Here is a 24212-nt window from a genome sequence, read left to right on the forward strand (position 1 = left end):
TATATTTGATATGTGAATAACGAAAATATTATTATTTAAGAAAGTAATAGACCTTATTGGCAATTAGTAGTAGCCGCTTTAATTTTTACCTTAACCTTAGCTTATATCATTGTTGTAATCCAAACAACCGATTACACCAACCAAGAAGCTAGAATATTAAGTTCAAATATAAAAACAGTGGCATTATTAATTGCTATTAGTACAGGTCTTTGCTCTCATAAAAGAGTTTATGTTGATTTAAAAAACTCGAAAATTAAAGCATCTTATGAGGTGGGGCCAATAAAAATAGGAAAGTGGCAACAAATTAAAGATCCTGAATATGTTTCTTAGACCAAAAACCAATGGAGTTTACATGTTTGAAGTAAACCTGTGGTATGATAGAGTAAAACGTATTGAGCTTTATGAAAGGGATAATTATATGGATGCATTTAGAATAGGCTTTCATATGTCGGAAAAACTGAATATAGATTTATTGGATGCCACAGTTCCAAATAACAATAAATGGATTGATAAAAACGAATGGAGAAGGAAATTAAATGAACAAAATACCTAAAAAACTTCAAGAAAAAATTAATCAGCGTAAAGCCCAAGACATGTTACGCGGATTGGGGACACAAAATGATTTAATAGATTTTTCGTCTAACGATTATTTAGGTTTTTCTAGATCAAAAGAGATTTTCGACATGACCCATTATTATTTGGAATCTAAAAATTTCACCAGAAACGGGTCAACGGGTTCACGTTTGTTATCTGGAAATTATAATTTATACCAGAAAGTAGAGGCTATGTTGTGCCAGTTTCATAATTCGGAGTCTGCTTTAATATTCAATTCTGGGTATAATGCCAATTTGGGGTTTTTCGCCTCGGTACCGCAACGAGATGATATCATCTTATACGATGAGTACATTCATGCCTCCATACGTGATGGCATTGTTATGAGTCGTGCAAAAGCCTTCAAATTCCGACATAACGATCTGGAGAGCTTACAGCTGCTTCTAGAGAAATATATGGCGAAGGCTCAGAATTCCGAAATTTACATAGTTACAGAATCCGTCTTTTCTATGGATGGAAATTCGCCCGACCTCATTTCCTTAGTAAATTTAAGTAAAAAGTACCAAGCCTATTTAATTGTCGACGAAGCGCATGCTGTTGGCGTTTTTGGAAAAAACGGTGCTGGTTTGCTCCAAGAACTTGAACTAGAAAACCAGGTGTTTGCTAGAATAATTACCTTTGGAAAAGCTTTAGGTAGCCATGGAGCAGCGGTTTTAGGAAGTAATGAGCTTACTCAATATTTAATAAATTTCTCACGTTCTTTTATTTATACCACCGCCCTTCCTCCACATACCTTAATGACCTTGAAAGCCGTGTATATTGAATTGGAAAAAACGCACGAAATTTCGAAACTGTTTAAAAATATAGACTTTTTTAAAAGGGAGCTTGTGAATAATAATTTAAGGGATAACTTTATTGAAAGCAATTCTTCTATTCAATGTTGTATCATTCAAGGGAACGAAAATGTAAAAGCTGTCTCCAATCAGCTTTTTAAAAAAGGATTTGATGTAAAACCCATCCTTTCTCCAACAGTGCCAGAAGGCGAAGAACGTCTGCGTTTTTGTTTGCATAGTTTTAATTCTGAAAAAGAAATAAAAACGGCATTAGAAATATTGGCTACACTAATAGAAATATGATAGATACATTTAAAACAATTGCTAGATTTCAGTATTCTTCAGAAGCACAAATTATAAAAGGACGTTTAGAAGCAGATGGCATTGAAGTGTTTCTCTCAGATAATTTAACCATCGATACCGATCCTTTAATCAGTAATGCCATTGGTGGCGTAAAGTTAAAAGTGTATTCGCATCAAAGTGAGGCAGCTATAGAAATTTTGAAATCTATTAGAAAGTATTCTGTAGATGATGAAGGGAATTCTGTAAACTGTCCCAATTGCAATAGCGAGAAAATCGAACTCTTTTCCACTATTAAAGATGCCAAATCATTATTATGGTTTATTTTTGGGGTCTTATTTTCATCGCTTCCATTTTATACGAGACACAAGTATCGATGTGAAGCTTGCCAAACCGAATTCGATTTAAAATGAAAACATACTTTGTAACGGGAATTTCCACAGAAGTGGGAAAAACCGTAGCTTCAGCTATTTTAGTAGAAGCGCTTCAAGCAGATTATTGGAAACCCATTCAAGCCGGAGAATTAGAGAATAGCGATAGTCATAAAGTGGAAAGGCTAATTTCTAACAGCAGGTCTAAATTTCATCCAAACAGTTTTGCTTTAAAAACTCCTATGAGCCCTCATGCAGCAGCCGAAATTGAAGAGCTTACTATAAATTTGGAAGAAATTAAACAGCCTCAAACTAAAAATCATTTAGTAATTGAAGGGGCAGGGGGTGTGTTGGTTCCAATAAACCATACCCAAACTATTTTAGATATAATTAAACCGGAATATCAGGTTATTGTTGTTTCTAGACATTATTTAGGAAGCATCAATCATACGCTGCTAACGGTGAATTTATTGAAAGCTAAAGGCTTTAATGTTGCTATTATTTTTAGTGGCGAAGAGAATAAAACCTCAGAAGATATAATTGTAAAAATGACGAAAGTACCAGTTATCGGCAGAATTGACGAAGAACCATATTTTGATAAAAATGTGATTTTAGAATATGCTGAACTGTTTAAAGATAAGTTATGAAATTAAAAGAAAGAGATAAAAAACACCTGTGGCATCCTTTAACCCAACATAAATTACATCCTGAAGCTATTGCGATAACAAAAGCAAAAGGTTGCATATTAACAGACGAGGATGGGAAAGAATATATTGATGCCATTGCGTCTTGGTACACCTGTATGTACGGACATTGTAATGAATATATTACCAGTCGTGTTGCCCACCAAATGCAGCATCTCGATCAGGTAGTTTTTAGCGGATTTACCCACGAACCAGCAGTTAAATTATCGGAAGCGTTAATACAAATCCTTCCTAAAAATCAGAACAAGTTGTTTTTTAGCGATAACGGCTCAACCTCCGTTGAAATTGGTATAAAAATGGCCTTGCAATATCACTTCAATCAAGGAGAAAAACGCACTACCTTAATCGCTTTTGAAGATGGTTTTCATGGGGATACTTTTGGAGCCATGAGTGTATCGAGTCTTTCGGTTTACAACGGCCCATTTGAAGAGTTCTTTTTAGATGTTAAGCGTATTCCAACTCCAAACGGAAGCAACCACCAAGTTATTTTAAACACATTAAAAGAAATAGTTGAAACCCATCAAGTAGCCGGTTTTGTTTACGAACCTTTGGTTCAAGGGGCAGCTGCCATGAAAATGTACGGGGCTGAAGGCTTGGAACTTATTTTGAAATTTTGCAAACAGCATAACATCGTAACGGTTGCGGATGAGGTAATGACAGGTTTCGGGAAAACCGGAAGCTATTTCGCATCAGATTTTATGCAAACCAAACCGGATATTATGTGTCTGAGCAAAGCCTTAACAGGTGGTTTGTTACCTATGGCAATCACCTCTTGTTCGCAAGAAATTTACGATGCTTTTTATAGCGATGATATTGGAAAAGGCCTGTTTCACGGACATACTTATTCTGCCAACCCTTTAGCGTGTACGGCAGCTATAGCCGGAGTTGAACTGTTGCAAACTGAAGAAATTCAAAACCACATTCAACGTGTTAAAGCCTCGCATGAGTCGTTTAATTTACGTATCAAAAACCATCCTAAAGTGAAATCCACAAGGCAAACAGGAATTATTTTCGCCTTAGATTTAAATACGGAAATGTCGCGTTATGGAAATCTAAGAAACAAATTGTTTCAGTTTTTTATGGATAAAGGAGTTTTTCTTCGCCCTTTAGGAAGCACGATTTATATTCAGGCACCTTACGTGATTTCTGATAAAGAACTAGAAAAAGTCTATCAAACCATTGAAGAAGCCTTAGCAATAGTTTAATTTTGAAAAAACATATTTGTGATTCCATCTATTTCAATTATGAGCTTATCAAGTCTTTCTCCTTTGGGTACAACCCCAGATGAATCTTGGAAAGCTTATAAAAATGATCAACACTATTTTTCTAAAAACAACAACCTAGTTGCTGAAATCCCGAAAGAAGCCAAAAAGGAAATTGAAAAACTAAGGGCTTCGGATACAAAATATAAAGCCTTAGACGATTCTGTATTGTTCGCTATTTATGCGTCAAGGCAGACTATGGAACAAGCAGGATGGAAAGCGAGTGATAATTTTGGGGTCAATATTGGTTCCTCGCGTGGTGCAACTTCACTTTTTGAAAAGCATCACGAAGATTTTTTAAATAACTCCAAACTAAACCCTTTAAGTTCGCCAACCACAACACTTGGAAATATTTCGTCTTGGGTAGCGCACGATTTACAAACCCAGGGACCAGAGATTTCTCATTCAATTACCTGCTCAACGGCACTACATGCATTGCTAAATGGGATAGCGTGGTTAAATTCGGGGATGTGTAATAAATTTCTAGTGGGTGGAAGTGAAGCGCCCCTTACTCCTTTTACCATAGCTCAAATGCAGGCAATCAAAATTTATTGCCCATCTGAAAGAAGCGAAGAAGCTTACCCCTGTGCAGCTTTAAATTTAGATAAAAAGAAAAACACCATGATTCTAGGCGAAGCAGCCTCCATGGCTTGTTTAGAAAAAGGCAACCAACCAAAGGCCATAGCCAAAATAGTTGGGGTGGGTTATGCTACCGAAATTTTAGAACACAACGCCTCTTTGTCTACAGATGCCGTTTGTTTTCAGCGTTCTATGAAAATGGCTCTAGGAAGTTTAAGTCCAAATGAGGTGGATGTGATAGTAACGCATACACCAGGAACAATCAAAGGCGATATGTCAGAAGTAAAAGCTATAAAAAGCCTGTTTACGGAAAAACAACCAGCCTTAACCACGAACAAATGGAAGTTAGGTCATAGCCTCGGTGCAAGTGGCATGCTAAATATAGAAATGGCAGTTTTAATGTTGATGCATCATGAATTTATTCCTGTTCCTTATTTAAAACAAGACGTTCCAAAAAACATAAAATATATTTTAGTTAATGCAGTTGGATTTGGCGGGAATGCGGTTTCTATCCTATTAACGAAATAACTATATTTACTGTCTAAAAACCGATATAATGAGAATAGTATTATTACTTTTTATCTTGCCAATCTTGAGTTTTTCGCAAGTTGATCCCAACATCTTTAAGAAATTTGAATCTAAATTCTATGAGATAGATGGTTATAAAATAAATGTTGAAGTTCTTGGAACCGGAGATCCAATTTTCTTTTTACCTGGAGGACCTGGAAATTCACACGATTACATGCAGGGAAATTTCGGGCAGTATTATAAAAGCAATACAGTTGTTTTTTTCGACTTCTTAGGGAGAGGAAAAAGTGATGACGCAAAGGATGTTTCAGAATATTCAGTAGAAAATGATGTAGAGCTTATCGAGAAACTTCGAGTGCGTTTAAATTATGACAAAATAGCCTTAGTTGGGCATTCCTACGGAACGGTTCCGGCTCAAGCTTATGCCATAAAATACCCGAATAATGTAGACAAAATGGTACTGATTAATGGGTTTCATTCTGGAGTTATGTGGCAAGCCAATTGCGATAGCTACAACCATTATGCAAAAACACATTTTCCTGAAAAATGGAAACAAGTCGATTCTCTTCGTGCTTTAGGCTATGTGTCTAGTCAGGAACCACTAAAATCAGTTTATGGGAATTTCCCAACAAAGTATATTTATTACCACAACACCAGCTTAAAACAAAACGTACCTAAAGAAAAACATAGAGGATGGGCTAACGATGTTTATGTGCAAATAATTGGTCCTGATGGCGATTTTCATGTGGCTGGAAGTATGATATACCAAGATTATAGACAGAAACTAAAGGATGTAAAAGCCAAAACCTTAATTATTGCAGGCAGATACGATGGGGTTTCTACACCTGAATTTGCGGTGCAGTATAAAACGTTCATGCCTCAAGCTCAGTTTGAAATGTTTGAACAAAGTGCTCATAATCCATATTTAGAAGAGCCTGAAAAATTTTATGGGCTTTTTGAAACCTTTTTCAACATAAAATAAGTTATTTTTGATCCAAACTTGAAACCAAAACCATGAGTGAAATAAGACATAACTGGACGAAAGAAGAAATTTTAGAGATTTACAACAAGCCTATGATGGAGTTGCTTTATGAAGCAGCAACAATCCATCGCTTACATCATGACCCTAATGTGGTTCAGGTGTCTACCTTACTTTCAATAAAAACAGGTGGTTGCTCTGAAGACTGTGGTTACTGTCCTCAAGCCGCTCGTTACCACACCAACGTAGAAGGGAACGATTTAATGACTGTAAATCAGGTAAAAGCTCAAGCCTTACGTGCTAAAGAATCAGGAAGTTCTCGTGTTTGTATGGGAGCAGCTTGGAGAAATGTAAAGGATGGTGAAGAGTTTGACCAAGTTTTAGAAATGGTTAGAACCATTAATAAACTTGATATGGAAGTGTGCTGTACCTTAGGAATGGTTACTGAAAACCAAGCAAAACGTTTAGCTGAGGCTGGACTTTATGCGTACAATCACAATTTAGATTCTTCAGAAGAATATTATAAAGAAGTCATTTCAACTCGTGGCTATCAAGACAGGTTAGATACCATTAGCAATGTGCGTAAAACCAATGTAACAGTGTGCTCCGGAGGAATTATTGGTATGGGAGAAAGTGTAGAGGATAGAGCTGGAATGTTAGTGGCGTTATCAACCTTAGATCCTCAGCCAGAATCAACACCAATTAATGCCCTAGTGGCTGTGGAAGGAACGCCATTAGAAGATGAAAAACCTGTCGAAATTTGGGACATGATTCGTATGGTGGCAACAACAAGAATCGTAATGCCAGAAACCCAAGTACGTTTAAGTGCGGGAAGAACACAAATGAGTCGTGAAGGGCAAGCCATGTGCTTTTTTGCCGGCGCGAATTCTATTTTTGCTGGAGATAAGTTGTTAACAACTCCAAATCCAGATGTGAATGACGATATGAGAATGTTTGAACTTTTAGGAATGAAACCTCAAAAACCATTCACTAAAAAAGTACAACCTAAAACAGTGGAAGCAGCAGAATCTGAATATCAAGCTTTAGGTGAAAAACCAAGATGGACAAGACCAGACCATAAAATTGAGCGTAACGAGGCAGCTAAAGAAAAAGCGAAAGCCTTAAAATAGTTTTGGAACTTTTTTAACCTCCTGAAATGTAGATGTCTAAATTAAATTTACAGGAAATTCCACGTGTTAAATCTATCACTAAAGATGATTTTATAAAACACTACTTTAAACCACAGAAACCTGTGGTTATAGAGCAGTTTATTGGGGATTGGCCTGCGTTTAATAAATGGAGTCTAGATTATTTTAAAGAGTTAGCAGGAGATAAAGTGGTGGCGCTTTACGACGATAGACCAGTGTCTCATCGAGACGGATTTAATCAACCTCATGCAAAAATGACCCTGGGGGAATATGTTGATTTACTTAAAAGTGAACCTACAAAATATCGCATTTTTCTCTGGAATATTTTAAAAGAAGTCCCAGAACTCCAAAACGATTTTAAATACCCGGATTTTGGCTTAAAACTCTTGAAAAAACTACCTATGTTGTTTTTTGGAGGTGAGGACTCTTACACCTTTATGCATTATGATATTGATTTAGCGAATATTTTTCATGTGCACTTTTCAGGAGAAAAAGAGGTAATCCTTTTCGACCAAAAACAAAATAAATACTTGTATAAAGTACCACATGCCTTAATTACGCGTGAGGATATTGATTTTTCCAATCCCGATTTTGAAAAATGGCCGGCCTTAAAACATGCAAAGGGCTTTAAAACCCTGCTTAACCACGGTGAAACGCTATATATGCCTGAAGGTTATTGGCACTATATGAAATATAAAACCACGGGGTTTTCTATGAGTCTGCGAGCCATTCCTAGAAATCCCAAGAATCTAGGAAAAGCTATTTATAACCTGTTTATCATGAGGAATTTTGATAATGCCATGAGGCGGCTAAGAGGGCAAAAATGGATCGATTGGAAAAACGAACAGGCCTTGCTGAGAACCTCTAAACATAGCAGTTCTTAAGGAATAAAATCTGGAGTGTACATTGCAAATCCGTTTATCGGTAAAAATTCATATCATCCAAATAGTCCCAAACTTTTGGAGGTAACATAGGTTGGACGTTTTTACCTTCTTTAATACATGTTCTTATAAAAGTAGAGGAAAGCTCCATGATGGGAGCCTTGACATGATGTATTTTTTCATGTCCTTTAAATTGAGTGTCCACAGCGCCTTCTGATAGTCGTGGATAAGTGTAAATATCATGTCTTTCTAATATCAGCTCATAATTTTTCCACTTATGGAAACTCTTTAAATTATCCTCTCCCATAATTAAACTGAATTCATGCTTAGGATATTTTTCCTCTAAATAAACTAAAGTGTTTATCGTATAATTAGGTTGAGGTAGGTTGAATTCTATGTCACTCGGACTTAAAGATTCGTAGGGTTCTGTGGCGAGATAAACCATCTCCAAACGCTGGTAATTGTCTAAAAGGGTGCTTTTCTTTTTAAACGGACTGTGAGGGGTAATTACAAACCAGATTTTTTCCAAATCGCTGTGTTCCACCAAATGATTGGCAATTATAAGATGCCCAATATGAATGGGGTTGAAAGACCCAAAAAACAGTCCAATTTTCATTTTTAAAGGGGTTTATTTACAAAGTTACCTACTAAGTTCTCGGCTTCTGTAAGGGCGTTTTCTAGGTTGTCATTTTCTATAATTACGTCAAATAAAGGCGCTGTAGCAAGCTCTGCTGAGGCTTTGGCAATACGCATGTTTATTTTGTCGTCACTTTCTGTTTTGCGCTTTTTTAACCTTATTTTAAGCTCGTCTATACTTGGTGGTTTTACAAATACAGCTAAGGTTTCAGTCGGAAATTTTCGTTTTATGCGTAAGCCACCAGAAACATCGATATCGAAAATAACATGCTTACCTTGAGCCCAAATACGTTCCACTTCCGTTTTTAAAGTACCATAAAAATTATCGCGATAAACTTCTTCCCACTCTAAAAATTCATCGTTTTTTATTTTCTGTTTAAATTCCGAGGCCGATAAAAAATAATAATCTTTTCCGTGGATTTCTGTGCCTCTTTTTTCTCTGGAAGTAGCAGAAATAGAGAACTCTAAATTTAATTCTTCTAGGTTTAATAGGTGTCTTACTATAGTCGTTTTCCCGGAACCGGATGGAGCTGAAAATACGATGAGTTTTCCTTGGTGTGGCTTTTTGTCTGTCACAAATATGGTTTTAATTTATTGAACGTTGAACGATGAATTCGAAATACCGATTAAAGCACATTCAAAAGCTGTTCCTTAATTTTTTCTAATTCGTCTTTCATTTGAACCACTAACTGCTGCATAGCTGCATAGTTGCTTTTAGAGCCTATGGTGTTAATTTCTCTTCCTAGTTCTTGGGCAATAAAACCGAGTTTTTTTCCGTTGGAATCTGCCGAGTTCAAGGCCGAGTGGAAATAGTCTAAATGGTTTTTTAAACGTACCTTTTCTTCGGTAATATCAAACTTTTCAATGTAGTAAACCAATTCTTGCTCAAACCGATTTTCGTCTACTTTCTCTTTTAATTCTTCAACACCTTTGCGCAAACGTTCTCGCACTCCCGCAATGCGCTCAGGATCCATGGAAATAACCTGCTCTAATAAAGCTTCAATATTGTTTAATCGCATCCTGAAATCGGCTTCAAGGACCTTTCCTTCGTCCAGTCGGTAGATTTGAATGTTTTTTAAGGCTACTTTTACTTCTTCTAAAATAGCTGCCCACTCATCTTCATCAATGTCATCACGCTCGGTGTTTAGGGTATCCGGAAAACGTACAGCCATCTTTAACAATTCCGTTTCGTCGCCATCAACAATTTCTTTTAATTGCTTCATGTATTGCCTTATAACGGTTTTGTTTAATTGGGTGGTGCTTTCTTCACCGGTCATTTCAACATACAAAGAGAAATCTATCTTCCCACGCTCCAGTTCGGTGCCAATAAGTTTTCTTAACGACAATTCTTTCTCTCTGTAAATTGAAGGCATTCTAGCATTCAAATCGAGATTTTTACTGTTAAGCGATTTTATTTCAATGGAAATTTTCTTTGTTGGTAATTGCAAAATGGATTTGCCATAACCGGTCATGGAGTGAATCATATCTCGTTTTTAAAGTTGTACAAAGGTAGGAAAAACTAAGGGCTTAGAAAATAGTATTTTTATTATGCATGCATAGTAAAATATTGTAAATTTGTCCTTTAAATTTTAAAACATGTACACAAAAGAATTTGAGATTAGATGGAGTGATGTAGATGCGAATAGACATCTCGCAAATAGCGCATATACCAACTTTATGAGCCATACTAGAATGGCATTTTTAATTGAAAACGGCTTTGGAATGAAAACCTTAGCAGACCATAATTTAGGGCCTGTAGTGTTTTATGAACACATGTATTATTTCAAGGAAGCATTTATGGGACAACCAATAAAAGTAAGCTTGGAAGTCTCAGGTTTGAGTGAGGATGGAATGTTTTTTAAATTTGATCATAATTTTTACAACCATAAAGGTGAAAATATTGCACATTGTGAAATGCTTGGTGCTTGGATGGATTTAACAACAAGAAAGTTAATTGGACTTCCAGAAGAGCTATTGGCTATAGAAGATAACTTTCCTAAAACCAAAGATTTTAAAACATTAACCAAGGAAGATACTAGGGCTGCTGGAAAGAAACCGGTGCATCTGACTAGGGGATAACTTAGTTTTTTTTAGTAACTAAATAAACCCCAGCAAATATTAAAACGGCCGCTATAACTTTTACTAAGTCTATGGTGTCGCTTCCCATAAAAAGAGCGAAAACACTGGCAATTACAGGTTGAATGTATAAAAAAGTGCTGACGGTTGAGGCTTTTAAATGTCTTAAAGCTAAAGGGTTTAAAAGATAGGTTCCGAAAGTGGCTCCTACAACTACAAACAGAACAGAAAATAAAATATAAGGAGGGAAAGTTGCCCACGCTATCTGTGAAAATTCGTTGTAACCGAACGGAATAACCAAGAGTGCTCCGAATAAAAATAACCATCTAATAAAGGTAAATGGATGGTATTTGTTGGTTAAATTTTTAATAATGATAATATAAATACTGTACGAAACGGCATTTATAAAAATTAAAAGATTTCCTAAAGGAATCTGATCTGTTGGATGGGGAGATTTTCCATAAACAGAAAGGACAATAGCTCCTGATAGACCTAGCGAAATACCTATTATTTTAAGTCCAGTAACTCGTTCCTTTAAGAAAAATGCCGACAATAGTAAAACTACAATGGGCACGACAGTCATAATTACGGAGGCATGAATAGGGGTTGTAAACTCTAATCCTTTAAAAAACGTTAGAAAGTTTAACCCGAGTCCGAAAACAGCGGCAAAAAAGATGGTAATATAATCTTTCGCTGCAATAGGTTCTTTAACCGTAAACAAACTAAAAATCCAAAATAAAATGGCGGCCCCTACAACCCGGACTAATAGAAAACCATAGGGTTTGATATAGCCTTCAGCAAGAACGTCGTTCGCAAAAGTAAAAGTAAGCCCATAAATAACATGGACGAGGGTTACAGCAATTAAAGCAAGAATCCGAGTTTTATCCATGTAGGGCTTCTTTGGCTTCTTGGACTACTTTTTTAGAATTACCAATAAATATGCGATGGTTGAAAAGGAGAACGGGACGACTTAAAAACGTGTAATGTTCTAGTAAATAACGCTTGTAATCAGATTCTGTTAAGTCCTGATTTTTTAAATCCATCTCTTTGTAAAGCTTAGCGCGTTTACTAAAAAGGGCCTCGTACGAGCCTGCTAGCGCCTTCATCTCCTCTAATTGTTTTACAGTAATTTCTTCACTCTTGATGTCTTGTAAAAAAAAGTCAGATGGTAAATCCCACGCTTTTAAAATTCGTGTACACGTACTGCAGGTCTTTAAATAATAAACTTTTTTCATAGTCATTTTCTATAAACCGCTATGCCTAAAGGCTAAAACGGAAATCATTTAGTTGAAGCTTTATTTTCGTTGAACAAAGAACGCCCATTTTTACTGAAATTTAATTACTTTTAAGCAAAATTTAAAAACATGGATGGGGCATTCGACATCGCTATAAAAAACAGAAATATCTTAAAAACCTTTTTAGAAACCTGCACTTTGGAAGAGCTAAATAAAGTGCCAAAGGGTTTTAATAATAATATCATTTGGAATATAGCCCACACCATAGTTACCCAACAGCTATTGGTGTACAATTTATCTGCTGTGCCCATGCTTGTGTCCGACGATCTAGTTAATAGATATAGAAAAGGAACAAAACCGGAAGGTGCTGTTACCCAGTCTGAAGTAGAGCGCATTAAGGGCTTGCTTTTCACGACCATAGAAAAAACCAAGGAAGACTACAAAAACCAGGTGTTTAAAACCTATACGGAGTATACGGTTACCACAAAAAGTGTCTTAACAAACGTCGAAGAAGCTATTGATTTTAATAACTTTCACGAGGGCATTCATTTGGGCTATATTATGGCTTTAAAAAAGTGCTTATAAATAATTTAAAACACTTTGTAATTCGCTCCAAGGGATATGGATTTCTGTTATTCCAGTAGAATAAGGTGCTATTTCGTAGGTGTTGAAAAGTAAAATGACACCGTCTTCAGTCAATCCAATGTTTTCTGGCAATTGAAAAGTATCAGGCTCAAAATAGAGCTCCCTTTTGTCGGCAATCTCTTCATAGAAATAGGTTTTTGCCATATCAGTGAAGCCTAAATAATCTTCAAATAAGTCTTCATTTCTTAATGGGGCTCCTGTTTGAGCATTAAAGTTTAAAAACCTGATGTTTAAACTACCATGAGCCCCTCCAGTATTGATATAAGTGGTTATGGATATGGAAATCACATCTGAAGATTGATACATAACTTCTCCGTCAATTTGCGCCTCCCAAGCCATCACACTGTCCGGGAAATCAGCCTTAAAACGATTGAATTCAGCATTAAACGAGTCAATACTTTCAGAAACGGTTTTAGGAGCAGCGCTCTCAAGCTCATCCGAGCCTAAGGAGCTTATAATTAATTCATCAATGGCCTTGTTGATAGCGGCAGAAGCGACATCCGTTCCGCTAGCTTCAGGAATGTTAATTTCTACTAGTTTATTGGTGCTAGTGGTCTTGTTTATTTCTTTGAATTCAATGGGTTTTTCTTCCTTACAAGTCTGTGAAATCAGGGAAATTAGTATAGCGTAAACAAAAATTTTAAAGCGCATGACACAAAAGAATTTAGATGATGTTAAAGGTAGTTATTGTATTTGAATAGGCCGAATTAAACCGTAACTTTGTTAGAATGTTTTTCGGATGTTTTTACTGAAAATCATGAACAAAATTTACTGGTTTTAAACACCAGCTTATTGATAAGTTACTGCAAATGAAATTTAATACCAAAACCATACATGGAGGCCAAAAGCCGGATGCAGCTTACGGCTCTGTAATGCCTCCTATTTACCAAACATCAACCTACGCACAATCAACACCTGGTGGACATAAGGGCTACGAGTATTCCAGAACCCATAATCCTACGAGAACTGCCCTAGAAAATGCTTTGGCTAGTATTGAAAATGGAAACTACGGGATGGCCTTTGGTTCTGGCTTAGCAGCTATAGATGCCGTCTTAAAACTATTGCAATCGGGTGATGAGGTAATTTCTACCAACGATTTATATGGGGGGTCGTATAGGCTGTTCAATACCATTTATAAAAAATTCGGAATTAAGTTTCATTTTATTGGAATGCAGGAAGCTCAAAATATAGAAGCGTATATAAACAAAAATACCAAACTGCTTTGGGTGGAAACCCCAACCAATCCAATGATGAATATTATCGATATTAAGGCCTGTTCTGTCCTGGCTAAAAAACACAATTTGCTACTGGCAGTCGATAATACCTTTGCAACGCCATATCTCCAACGACCTTTGGACTTGGGGGCCGATATCGTCATGCATTCAGCTACTAAATATCTGGGTGGTCATAGCGATGTGGTTATGGGAGCACTCATAGTAAAGGATAAGGACCTAGCCGATAAACTTTATTTTATTCAAAATGCCAGCGGCGCTATTTGTGGTCCTCAGGATAGTTTTTTGGTGTTGCGTGGAATTAAAACCTTACATGTTAGAATGCAACGTCATTGCGAAAATGGAAAGGCTATTGCTGAATATTTAGCAAGCCACCCGAAAGTGGAAAAAGTCTTTTGGCCAGGTTTTGAAAACCATCCAAACCATGAGATAGCTAAAGCTCAAATGTCCGATTTTGGAGGAATGATTTCATTTAGTACCAAAGGAAATAATTATAAAGAGGCAATTAAAATAGTGGAAAACTTAAAGGTTTTTACCTTGGCGGAATCTTTAGGTGGAGTGGAGTCCTTGGCTGGACACCCAGCTAGTATGACGCATGCAAGCATCCCAAAAGAGGAACGAGAGAAAACCGGTGTCCTAGACTCGCTAATTAGATTGAGTGTGGGCATCGAAGATATAGACGATTTAATTGCCGATTTAAAACAAGCCATCAATTAAATGCAACAATAAACCCAAGAGTTAGGTCTTGGGTTTTTGTACTTCTTATTTTTTTATGGCTTAATCGAGATAATAGATATATCCAAAATTTAACCAAATCAACCAATCGTTATATTTATTCGATTCTAATTGATGATTTAACCCATCAATCCAATCACTTCCATAATATTGTAACCTGAGGTCCATCATTAAATCGGAAGCGACACCTACTTTATATCGGACTCCAAGACTTGAAACTAAAGACCAAGTACTTCCTGGAGTAGGATCTATAGAACCTGGTTCCCAAGCTCCCCAAAAGTTGTCGGCATTTAAAATGTTCTGATCGCCATCGGTGGTAGAGGCTTTCGGACGAAAGGCAGTATAATGTACTCCAAAACTAATAAATGGAGCAAAACGGTAGGCAAAAGCTTGGAAGTCACGAATGCTGAAAGGAAAGTATTCCAATTGCATCCCGATATCAAAGTTATTAGCTTCTCCTGTATGTGCCCTTAATTTTGCAGCTTCAGCAGAATTTCCTTGAGCCCATTTACCATGGTGATCGAGTTTTGTTTTATTGTAAGAAATTTCACTTCGTAACTTAAAGTGATCATTAAAATAACTATTAGTAGTATAGCAGTCACATTCAGCGCTATATGAGAAATTCATATAGTGGATGATTCCAATTCCATAGCCGGAGTTCCCGTAGTTCGTACCTTCATCATGGCGAACACCATAATCAGATCTAAATTGAACTGGGCCCACAATCGCGCCAATTTCATGGGAAAATCCTAATTGTGCAAAACTAAAATGAGTACTAACAAGTAGGAGAAAGAATACGGATAAGAGCTTCAGATTGCGCATATAAGCATGAGATAATTAGGCATAATGTTAAACAAATATATAAAAACACAGCAAACCACCAAATAAATCCGTTAAAACGAATTCATATTAATGATTCTTTTTTTTAAACATGGATAAATCTAAGAATTTATTTCTCAAGTTGTATTGTGAAAAATGAAATAATATCAATTATTTTTTAAAAATAATGTATATTTAGTATATAAATAGAAGAAATAATACAATAGTATTAAATTCAAATAGAATGAATAGCAAAGTAGACGCGTTTTTAAATCTTGTAAAGAAAAAGAATGGCCATGAACCAGAATTTTTACAAGCAGTGTATGAAATAGCTGAAACTGTGATTCCTTTTATTGAAGATAATCCCAAATATAAAAATAGGATGCTCCTCGAACGGATGGTCGAACCGGAACGAACCATCATCTTTAGAGTGCCTTGGGTAGACAAACATGGCAATATTCAAATAAACCGAGGGTTTCGTATAGAGTTTAACTCCGCTATCGGACCATATAAGGGGGGGTGCGATTTCATCCAACAGTGAACCTAAGTATTTTAAAGTTTTTAGGCTTTGAACAAGTGTTTAAGAATTCCTTAACCACCTTGCCTATGGGTGGTGGGAAAGGCGGAAGCGATTTCGACCCCAAAGGGAAAACCGAGTTGGAAGTAATGCGTTTTTGCCAATCGTTTATGACGGAATTATTCAGACATATCGGCCCTGAAACCGATGTGCCTGCTGGCGATATGGGTGTGAGTACAAGGGAAATAGGGTATTTATTCGGACAATATAAAAGACTCAAAAATGAGTTTACGGGCGTGTTAACAGGTAAAGGCTTGGCCTTTGGCGAATCTTTAATCAGGCCGGAAGCAACCGGATATGGTTGTGTGTATTTTATAAAAAACATGCTGAACGTGAAAAGGGAGGTCATTAAAGGCAAAACCGTAGTAATTTCAGGCTCTGGAAATGTGGCCCAATATGCTTGCGAAAAGGCGACCGAACTAGGAGCTAAAGTGCTTACCATGTCTGATTCTTCTGGATATATTTTTGATAAGGATGGAATAGATGCTCCAAAACTAGCCTTTATTCAAGACTTGAAAAACCTGCGTCGTGGTCGAATAAGCGAGTATATAGATGCCTATGCTTCGGCTACCTTTCATACGGGTGAAAAACCTTGGGCTGTAGCTTGTCAATTGGCACTGCCTTGTGCCACACAAAATGAATTGGATGAGGTGGCTGCTAAAACTTTAATTAATAATAAGGTAGAACTCGTAGCCGAGGGAGCTAACATGCCTTGTACTCCTGAAGCAATTGAACTGTTTCAAAAAGCAAACGTGATGTTTGCGCCAGGTAAGGCTTCCAATGCTGGGGGTGTGGCTACATCCGGCTTGGAAATGAGCCAAAACTCCTTACATCTAAATTGGACCCGAGAAAAAGTAGATGATAAACTAAAGGATATTATGTTCGAAATTCATAAGTCCTGTATAGCCTTTGGGACTCAGGAGAATGGCTACGTCAATTACGTAAAAGGTGCTAATATAGCAGGGTTCGTGAAGGTAGCCGATGCAATGCTGGCTCAGGGAGTGGTGTAAAGTTTGTTTAGTAATCCTTAATTCCTCTTAAATTTGGAGTCTTTTTTCAGGCAAATTATATGTTTTTGCTTTAAAACTCGTTATATATAGATATATTTGAAACGTTTAAAAGTAGGTATGAATAAAAGATTTTTCTTAATAATTGTTTTGCTTTTTCCAATGGCCATAATGGCTCAGGATTATTCTGCTTTATGGAAAGGCTATTTTTCTTTCTTAAATATTAAAGATGTTTCTCAAGGAAATAATAAAATTTTTGTAGCTGCAGAAAATGCAGTCTTTTCTTATGATATCAATACGAATGAAATAGAAACCATAACAACCATCAACGGGTTGTCTGGTGAGGCTATTTCAACCATTCATTATAGCGAGGCGTATCAAATGCTCCTTATTGGGTATAGCAATGGCTTAATGGAAATTGTTCTAGACGATGAAACCAATGTAGTAAAAGTGGTTGATATTTTAGACAAACCAACCATTCCTCCTACAAACAAACGGATTAATTATTTTGAAGAATACAATGAATTTGTTTTCATCTCAACCGATTATGGAATTTCTGTATACGACATGTCTCGGCTAGAATTTGGGGATACGTACTACATTGGGCCGAATGGAACTCAGGTTAAGGTTAGGCAAACAACCATATCAGATGGATATATTTATGCAGCAATTTTTAGTGGGATAGGAATTAAAAAAGCCCTTGTAGATAGTCCAAACTTAGTCGATTATCAAGAATGGTCGTCTGTCATTGCCTCTGGAAACTACCTAGGCATACAAGCTACCGACGAGGGAAATGTATTCGTCATCCGCGAAGACAGAAAAGTTTTTAGGGTAAATACCACAGGGCTAACTTTGGTAACAACCATAGCAAATCCTGTTTTACATTTTCAAAATAGAGAAAACAAGCTGTTGGTAACGACCAAAGGTGCTGTTTACGTGTTTAATAGCGACTTCGTACAAGTCTTAAGCATTCCAGTAGCGGCTCCATTTATCACAAAATATACTGTAGCGACGCTGAACGAAGGTTATATTTATATAGGCACAGAAGATTATGGTCTGCTAAAAACTGAATTCCCTAACCCCTTAGAGTTTGTAGAAATTCATCCTGATGGCCCATTAAAAAATAATCCATTTGCAATTCAGGCCACTTCAAACAACCTTTGGGTTACCTATGGAGATTATACACTAACCTACAATCCTGCTCCTGTAAGGTCGTGGGGTATTAGCCATTTGGAAGACGACGCTTGGAGGAATATTCCATTCGATAGCGTGCTAGGTGCTAAAAATTTAAATAAAATAGCAATCAATCCATTTAATCACCAACAAGTGTTTATTAGTTCGTTTTTCGATGGCTTGTTGGAAGTTAATAACAATGTGCCTACGGTTTTGTATAACGAGGATAACAGTGGTTTAAAATCACTGGTTATACCTAGTAATCCCAATTACAAGAATATTAGAGTAAGTGCTTCTACTTTCGATTCAAGCGGGGTGTTATGGACCATGACGGGGCGTGTAGCAAAACCATTGGTGTCTTACGATCCGAACTCAGGTCAATGGCAAAGTTATGATTTCACAAGTTTAATCCCTGATCCTTTGGAAGGGGAATGGGGCTATAGCGATATTGAAATAGATAACAATGGCACCAAATGGATTGGGTCGTATTTTAATGGATTAATCGGTTATAACAATACGAATGGTGTTCAACTAAGGAACCTGAACAAGGAAACCCAAAACATGCCAACAACCTTTGTTTCCACCGTAGCTGTCGATAAAAGAAATCAAATTTGGATCGGAACGACAAATGGTTTAAGGGTATTGTACAACCCAACGAACTTTTTTACCGACCCAGGAATTCAAGCACAATCAATTATTATTTTAGACGATGGGGTTCCAAAGGAGCTTTTATACCAAACCTTTGTGTCCGATATCGTGGTGGATGGCTCTAATAATAAATGGGTGGCAACCTATAGTTCGGGCCTGTTTTATTTTTCGTCCGATGGCCAGGAAACCATTTATCATTTCACTAAGGATAACTCGCCTTTACCTTCCAATAACATTGTAGATATTAAACTAGATGATTCTAAAGGTGTTATTTATATCGCCACAGATAGGGGATTGGTGTCCTACGGTTCTGGAGGATCTCAAACAGCAACAACCCTGGAAGAGGCGTTTGTTTTCCCTAATCCTGTTAGGCCAGAGTATAATATGGCGGATAAAAAAGTAAAGATTAGAGGCATTACCGAAAACATGAATATTAAGATCACAGATATTGAAGGGAATCTAGTGGCCGAAGCTCAGTCTAAAACCAATTCGCGCTATAAAGGGTATAACCTGGAAATTGATGGAGGTACAGCTTATTGGAATGGAAAAAACCTCGGAAATAATACCGTAGCCTCTGGAGTCTATTTAATCATGTTATCCGATTTGGAATCTTTTGAAACGAAAGTCATCAAATTAATGGTCGTGAGATAATGCTAGCTACCACAAATGCCATTGTCTTATCTAAAATTAAGTACAGAGACAACGATTTAATAGTCAAATGCTACACCCAAAAGTTCGGTGTGGTAAGCTATATTCTAAGGCAGGTGTCAAGTTCTAAAAAAGGAAGTTCCAAAACGGCTTACTTTCAACTTTTATCCCAACTTCAATTAGTTACTCTGCATAAAAACAATAGGTCTCTACAGGAGGTAAAGGAAGTGAAAACACATTATATGTACGAGAGTTTGCATACGCATGTATTAAAAAGCTCTATCGTGTTTTTCCTTTCCGAAGTCCTTGCAAGCACCTTAAAGGAGGAAGAAGATAACCAAAATCTGTACACGTATTTAGAAACTTCCTTACAATGGTTGGATACCAATTCCGATTACGCCAATTTCCACCTCCTCTTTTTATTAAGATTAACCAAGCATTTGGGTTTTTATCCCGAAATGGCCGAAAACAATGAAAACTGGTTCAACCTGCAAGAAGGCGTCTTTCAGCATAGCAAAACCAACCTATATACCATCACAGGAGAAAATTTAGCCCTACTCAAACAGCTCTTAGGCACAAATTTTGATAAGTTAAATACTATTAAAATTAACTCAAAGCAACGTCAAGAATTTTTAAAGATGATGCTGTTGTATTTTGAATTACACCTAGAAGGATTTAGAAAACCACAATCCTTAGAGATTTTTAATCAGGTGTTTAATTCGTGATGTTTTAACGTATCCGTATGAAAAATGTTCTATCCCTTTTTATAGGGGTTTTTGTTATAGCCTTTAGCCAAGCCCAGGACATTCATGTTTTGGAAAGTGAATCGCATCAACCCATTCCTGGGGTTTCTATTTACAACCAAACTAAAAATACAACGGTAATTACCGACTTGGATGGCAAAGCCTCTTTAAGCTCCTTTTCAAATTCGGAAACTATCTTCTTTGAAGATTTTATCCACATCATCAAAAAAACAAACAAATCTAAAATTATAGCTAACAACCACATCGTGTATTTGGAAGCTAAAATTGAAGGCTTGGATGAGGTGATTATTTCAGCCTCCAAGTTCGAACAGAGCAAACGTGATATTCCGCAAAAGACGATTAGCATGAGTGCTCAGGAAATTCAATTCACAAATCCACAAACTAGTGCCGACTTGTTAGAAAAGGCCGGAAATGTCTTTATTCAGAAAAGCCAACTTGGTGGAGGAAGCCCTATGGTTAGAGGTTTTTCAACCAACAGATTGCTGCTCACCGTAGATGGAATCCGAATGAATAATGCCATCTTTAGAAGTGGAAACATACAAAACGTTATTTCTATCGACCCCTTCACCATACAAAACACTGAAATTTCTTTAGGTGCGGGCTCAGTGGTTTATGGAAGCGATGCCATTGGTGGGGTGATGAGTTTTTATACAAAAACACCACAGGTATCTTATTCAGATAGAATCTATACCTCAGCGCAAGCAGTTACTAGATATGCCACGGCAAACAACGAAAAAACAGGACATCTAGATGTGAATATCGGCTTGGAAAAATGGGCCTTTTTAAGCAGTGTGTCCTATTCCAATTTCGACGATTTAAGAATGGGATCCCACGGTCCAGAAAATTATTTGCGTCCGGAATATGTTATAAGCACAAATGGTGAAGACCAAATAGTTCCTAATGCCAATCCTAAAATTCAAAAGCCAACGGGTTATAAGCAAGTGAATTTAATGCAAAAAGTGCGATTTGTACCTCAGGAGAATTTAGACTTCGATTTAGGACTGATTTATACAAGTACCTCAGATTTTTCTAGATACGACAGACTGATTAGATATAAAAAAGACCAACTGCGTTCGGCCGAATGGTATTACGGACCGCAACAATGGTTTATGGGTAACTTGAAGCTGACAAAAGTAAGCAGCAGTTCCAACTTATACGATAAAATCCAAACCTCCTTGGCGTATCAAAATTTTAAGGAAAGTAGAAACGATAGAGATTATCAAAAGGTCTATAGAAATACAAACGAAGAATCGGTTGATGCCTATTCCTTTAATGCCGATTTCGAAAAATTACTTTCTCCAAAATCTGAAGTGTTTTACGGGGTGGAATATGTGTATAACAAAGTAAATTCTTCAGGGAATATATTAAACATAGAAACCAATGAAACCCAACCAACCGTTTCCAGATATCCAAATGGGGCCAATTGGCAATCCATAGCAGCCTATTCCAGTATAAAATTCAAACCTAGCGATAAGTTTATCTTTCAATCGGGTTTGCGTTACAACCAAATTGTAATGGAGGCCGATTTTACCGAAAACAACCAATACCTCCATTTGCCATTCAATAAAACCAAGTTAAACTTTGGTGCGCTTACCGGTTCGGCTGGTATCAGTTGGTTGCCTAACAACATCATGCAATGGAAATTCAACCTTTCTACCGCTTTTAGAGCGCCAAATATAGACGATATTGGAAAGGTGTTCGACTCCGAACCAGGGGCTGTAGTCGTTCCAAATCCAGATTTAAAGGCCGAATATGCTTATGGTGGGGAACTAGGTCTGACTTTAAATTTCGATGCCAAAGTCATGGTGGATATAGCCACCTATTATACCTTTCTAGATCAAGCTTTGGTTAGAAAGGATTACCAAATAAATGGCGAAACCGAAATCATGTATAGTGGCGAACCAAGTAAGGTGCAAGCTGTACAAAATGCTTCTGAAGCTAAAATTTATGGCTTCGAGGCAGGACTGCAAATCAATGTGTCAAAACAACTTAAATTGAAATCGCAATACAACGTTACCGGTGGGACTGAAGATGATAATGGTAAGGAAATCCCCGTGAGGCACGTAGCACCTAATTTTGGGAACACCCACTTTATTTGGAAAAATGACAAGTTCTTACTAGATGCTTTTGCCGAGTACAACAGCGAATTGTCTTTTTATCAAATGGCACCTTCCGAGCAGTCAAAGGATTATATGTATGCCATAGATAAAAACGGAAACCCCTATGCGCCTTCCTGGTTTACATTAAATTTCAGAAGCCAATATCAACTAACAAAAGCGGCTACCATTACGGCAAGTTTGGAAAACATCACAGACCAACGCTATAAAACCTATTCTTCCGGAATTGCCTCTCCGGGTAGAAACCTCATAATTTCCTTAAGCTATACCTTATAGTTCAAAATAATGGAAAACATAAAAGCCACTACCATGAGGTTGTAGTGGCTTTTATGTTTTTAAGCCCTAATATACAAACAGCAATACTATTTGCGTTTTACTGCCTTTTTAGTAAGAACTTGTCCGCTACTCAAAGTAATCTTGGCAACATAAGTGGCCTGGCTCAAGTTTGAAAGATTATACGTTTCCGTAGAAGCACTTCCTTTTAACTTGTAAATGGTTCTTCCTAGCATATCTATAATATCTATCGAACGGATGCTATGGTTAGCAGGCACGATAAACTGCACCTCACCATTGGCATGTTCTATAATTGAAACTTGGTTAGCTATAACCTCGTTCTCGTCTATAGAAAGGAAAGAGTCTCTAAACACCAATTCAAAGCGCTCGTTAAATGTACCTACTTCCGTAGTGAAAGAATAAGGAGCTTCACTTAAATTATGAACAAACCCTAATACATTATCTTTTAAGTAAATGGTTTGATTCTCGGTTTCAAATATACCGTCTATAGCAGCAATAGCAATAGTGTAAGCACCTTGTGAAGCAATGGTTACCCCAAGTGGTACAACATCGGTATCTACAAAAGGCAAAGCTCTACCTTGAATAACAAATCTTTCGTCCTGTATTAAGGAATAAAAGCCTTGAGTATCCGTAATGGCATCGTATAAACGGTCACGTTCTTGTGTTGCGTGCTCTACATAGCCGACTAAAATACGTGTTGCTGGGCGATTTTCAGGAGCCAAGTCTAACCAAATTCGGTGTTTTTCAGCACCACCCATTCTATAGAATTGGGAGTTGTCGAAGCTTTTATCGCGCATATGGTTTCTAAACTCAATTTGCTGGGTAGCAGCAGGACCGTTGATCATGTTTACCATAAAACTTTGGCCAGAAGCGATATTGCCGTTAAAACCTAAAGGACCATTGGTGGTTCCTGTACCGTTATAGGTAATATAATCATCGGCAGTATAGTTATATACAAAATCTTCATAAAAAGGATCTGGAATGGCGCTAGATGGTAAGGTGCCATGAGTCCAAATATTTACAAAACCATCTAATACTGCAGCATTAACAGGGTTGTTAAGGAATTCATGGGCGTTAATAGCAGAGGGATAAGGGTTACCTAATAAATTCCAATCATCATCTTCATTTGCATCGTTGTCACCTCTTGAAACATTACGTGTAATCCATCCATTAAACGGAACCCCATTATTAAATTCGGCAGTATATACAGCAGCTGTATTGGTATACGAGCTAGGACCTCTAACGATATAACCAACCCCAGGTTCCATGGTTTCCCCAGCAGCAGGAACCCAATCTCCTTGCGTGCCATTGGCATTGGTAACCGTTGGCCCCCATCTAAAAATAAGACTCGTTGGGGAGCCCGGAGATATGCTATTCACATTAAATCCACTAACAGGCGACGACCAATACACATAATCCAAACGTCTAATTTGGGTGTCGCGTAACAGGCTTATATTTCCTGTGTTTAC

Annotated in this window: 24 protein-coding genes and 1 pseudogene; 17 read left to right on the forward strand and 8 right to left on the reverse strand. The window is 37.2% G+C overall.

Annotated elements, in window-relative coordinates:
* Window positions 1-177: 177 nt before the first annotated feature.
* Genes VKY41_RS00510 through VKY41_RS00555 form a run of 10 tightly spaced genes read left to right on the forward strand, consistent with a single transcriptional unit; the run spans window position 178 to window position 8140 of the window.
* Window positions 178-330 (forward strand): hypothetical protein, encoded by a 153-nt coding sequence (locus VKY41_RS00510; protein WP_500812474.1) that lies wholly within the window; start codon window positions 178-180, stop codon window positions 328-330.
* On the forward strand, window positions 320-553 hold the full coding sequence (locus VKY41_RS00515; protein ID WP_500812475.1) for a hypothetical protein: 234 nt from the start codon (window positions 320-322) through the stop codon (window positions 551-553). Before VKY41_RS00510 ends, VKY41_RS00515 begins: the two co-directional genes overlap by 11 nt.
* Window positions 537-1688: an aminotransferase class I/II-fold pyridoxal phosphate-dependent enzyme gene (locus VKY41_RS00520; protein ID WP_500812476.1), complete on the forward strand. Its 1152-nt coding sequence runs from the start codon at window positions 537-539 to the stop codon at window positions 1686-1688. Before VKY41_RS00515 ends, VKY41_RS00520 begins: the two co-directional genes overlap by 17 nt.
* Window positions 1685-2098 (forward strand): putative signal transducing protein, encoded by a 414-nt coding sequence (locus tag VKY41_RS00525; RefSeq protein ID WP_500812477.1) that lies wholly within the window; start codon window positions 1685-1687, stop codon window positions 2096-2098. Before VKY41_RS00520 ends, VKY41_RS00525 begins: the two co-directional genes overlap by 4 nt.
* Window positions 2095-2703 (forward strand): dethiobiotin synthase, encoded by a 609-nt coding sequence (bioD, locus tag VKY41_RS00530; protein ID WP_500812478.1) that lies wholly within the window; start codon window positions 2095-2097, stop codon window positions 2701-2703. The genes VKY41_RS00525 and bioD overlap by 4 nt, the downstream gene beginning before the upstream one ends.
* Window positions 2700-3965: an adenosylmethionine--8-amino-7-oxononanoate transaminase gene (gene bioA, locus VKY41_RS00535; RefSeq protein ID WP_500812479.1), complete on the forward strand. Its 1266-nt coding sequence runs from the start codon at window positions 2700-2702 to the stop codon at window positions 3963-3965. Before bioD ends, bioA begins: the two co-directional genes overlap by 4 nt.
* A gap of 39 nt (window positions 3966-4004) precedes the next feature.
* Window positions 4005-5129: a beta-ketoacyl synthase N-terminal-like domain-containing protein gene (locus tag VKY41_RS00540; RefSeq protein WP_500812480.1), complete on the forward strand. Its 1125-nt coding sequence runs from the start codon at window positions 4005-4007 to the stop codon at window positions 5127-5129.
* Between the two features lie 28 nt (window positions 5130-5157).
* Window positions 5158-6111 (forward strand): alpha/beta fold hydrolase, encoded by a 954-nt coding sequence (locus VKY41_RS00545; protein WP_500812481.1) that lies wholly within the window; start codon window positions 5158-5160, stop codon window positions 6109-6111.
* Between the two features lie 32 nt (window positions 6112-6143).
* Window positions 6144-7238, forward strand: a complete 1095-nt coding sequence (bioB, locus tag VKY41_RS00550; RefSeq protein ID WP_500812482.1) for a biotin synthase BioB — start codon at window positions 6144-6146, stop codon at window positions 7236-7238.
* Window positions 7239-7270: 32 nt separating this feature from the next.
* On the forward strand, window positions 7271-8140 hold the full coding sequence (locus VKY41_RS00555; RefSeq protein WP_500812483.1) for a cupin-like domain-containing protein: 870 nt from the start codon (window positions 7271-7273) through the stop codon (window positions 8138-8140).
* A 34-nt stretch (window positions 8141-8174) separates the two neighbouring features.
* Here VKY41_RS00555 and nadD read toward each other — a convergent pair whose 3' ends face one another.
* From nadD to VKY41_RS00570, 3 genes are read right to left on the reverse strand one after another with little or no spacing between them, the layout of a single operon-like run.
* Window positions 8175-8753, reverse strand: a complete 579-nt coding sequence (gene nadD, locus VKY41_RS00560) for a nicotinate (nicotinamide) nucleotide adenylyltransferase (protein ID WP_500812484.1) — start codon at window positions 8751-8753, stop codon at window positions 8175-8177.
* Window positions 8754-8755: 2 nt separating this feature from the next.
* Complete coding sequence (gene gmk / locus VKY41_RS00565) at window positions 8756-9349, reverse strand: guanylate kinase (RefSeq protein ID WP_500812485.1); 594 nt, start codon at window positions 9347-9349, stop codon at window positions 8756-8758.
* Between the two features lie 50 nt (window positions 9350-9399).
* Window positions 9400-10257, reverse strand: coding sequence for a YicC/YloC family endoribonuclease (locus VKY41_RS00570; protein ID WP_500812486.1), 858 nt, complete (start codon window positions 10255-10257; stop codon window positions 9400-9402).
* A 112-nt stretch (window positions 10258-10369) separates the two neighbouring features.
* On the opposite strand from VKY41_RS00570, the gene VKY41_RS00575 reads away from it, so the two are divergent.
* Entirely contained in the window at window positions 10370-10852 is a 483-nt protein-coding gene (locus VKY41_RS00575) for an acyl-CoA thioesterase (protein ID WP_500812487.1), read from the forward strand.
* Window position 10853: 1 nt separating this feature from the next.
* On the opposite strand, the gene VKY41_RS00580 is transcribed toward VKY41_RS00575, so the two are convergent.
* Together VKY41_RS00580 and VKY41_RS00585 are read right to left on the reverse strand one after the other, a co-directional pair.
* Complete coding sequence (locus VKY41_RS00580) at window positions 10854-11738, reverse strand: DMT family transporter (RefSeq protein WP_500812488.1); 885 nt, start codon at window positions 11736-11738, stop codon at window positions 10854-10856.
* A complete protein-coding gene (locus VKY41_RS00585) occupies window positions 11731-12084 on the reverse strand; it encodes an arsenate reductase family protein (RefSeq protein WP_500812489.1) in 354 nt (117 codons plus the stop codon). The genes VKY41_RS00580 and VKY41_RS00585 overlap by 8 nt, the downstream gene beginning before the upstream one ends.
* A 129-nt stretch (window positions 12085-12213) precedes the next feature.
* Between VKY41_RS00585 and VKY41_RS00590 the strand changes: the two genes are divergently transcribed.
* Window positions 12214-12669, forward strand: a complete 456-nt coding sequence (locus tag VKY41_RS00590) for a DinB family protein (RefSeq protein WP_500812490.1) — start codon at window positions 12214-12216, stop codon at window positions 12667-12669.
* Here VKY41_RS00590 and VKY41_RS00595 read toward each other — a convergent pair.
* A complete protein-coding gene (locus tag VKY41_RS00595) occupies window positions 12664-13380 on the reverse strand; it encodes a DUF3298 and DUF4163 domain-containing protein (protein ID WP_500812491.1) in 717 nt (238 codons plus the stop codon). The genes VKY41_RS00590 and VKY41_RS00595 overlap by 6 nt on opposite strands.
* 158 nt (window positions 13381-13538) lie before the next feature.
* Here VKY41_RS00595 and VKY41_RS00600 point away from each other — a divergent pair, with 158 nt between their 5' ends.
* A complete protein-coding gene (locus VKY41_RS00600) occupies window positions 13539-14678 on the forward strand; it encodes a cystathionine gamma-synthase (RefSeq protein ID WP_500812492.1) in 1140 nt (379 codons plus the stop codon).
* A 60-nt stretch (window positions 14679-14738) separates the two neighbouring features.
* On the opposite strand, the gene VKY41_RS00605 is transcribed toward VKY41_RS00600, so the two are convergent.
* Entirely contained in the window at window positions 14739-15518 is a 780-nt protein-coding gene (locus tag VKY41_RS00605; protein ID WP_500812493.1) for a THC0290_0291 family protein, read from the reverse strand.
* A 241-nt stretch (window positions 15519-15759) separates the two neighbouring features.
* On the opposite strand from VKY41_RS00605, the pseudogene gdhA reads away from it, so the two are divergent.
* From gdhA to VKY41_RS00625, 4 genes and pseudogenes are all read left to right on the forward strand, one after another.
* Window positions 15760-17102, forward strand: a pseudogene (gene gdhA, locus VKY41_RS00610) (NADP-specific glutamate dehydrogenase).
* A gap of 117 nt (window positions 17103-17219) precedes the next feature.
* Window positions 17220-19571 carry a type IX secretion system anionic LPS delivery protein PorZ gene (porZ, locus tag VKY41_RS00615; RefSeq protein WP_500812494.1) on the forward strand — a complete coding sequence of 784 codons (2352 nt, stop codon included), beginning with the start codon at window positions 17220-17222 and terminating at the stop codon, window positions 19569-19571.
* Entirely contained in the window at window positions 19571-20293 is a 723-nt protein-coding gene (recO, locus tag VKY41_RS00620; RefSeq protein WP_500812495.1) for a DNA repair protein RecO, read from the forward strand. Before porZ ends, recO begins: the two co-directional genes overlap by 1 nt.
* Before the next feature lie 17 nt (window positions 20294-20310).
* Entirely contained in the window at window positions 20311-22725 is a 2415-nt protein-coding gene (locus tag VKY41_RS00625) for a TonB-dependent receptor (RefSeq protein WP_500812496.1), read from the forward strand.
* 86 nt (window positions 22726-22811) lie between these two features.
* Here the strand turns inward: VKY41_RS00625 and VKY41_RS00630 are convergent.
* A partial coding sequence (locus tag VKY41_RS00630) for a DUF8693 domain-containing protein (protein WP_500812497.1) occupies window positions 22812-24212 on the reverse strand: 1401 nt, incomplete at its 5' end.

The sequence above is a fragment of the Xanthomarina sp. genome (assembly GCF_035306605.1).
GTDB lineage: Bacteria > Bacteroidota > Bacteroidia > Flavobacteriales > Flavobacteriaceae > Xanthomarina.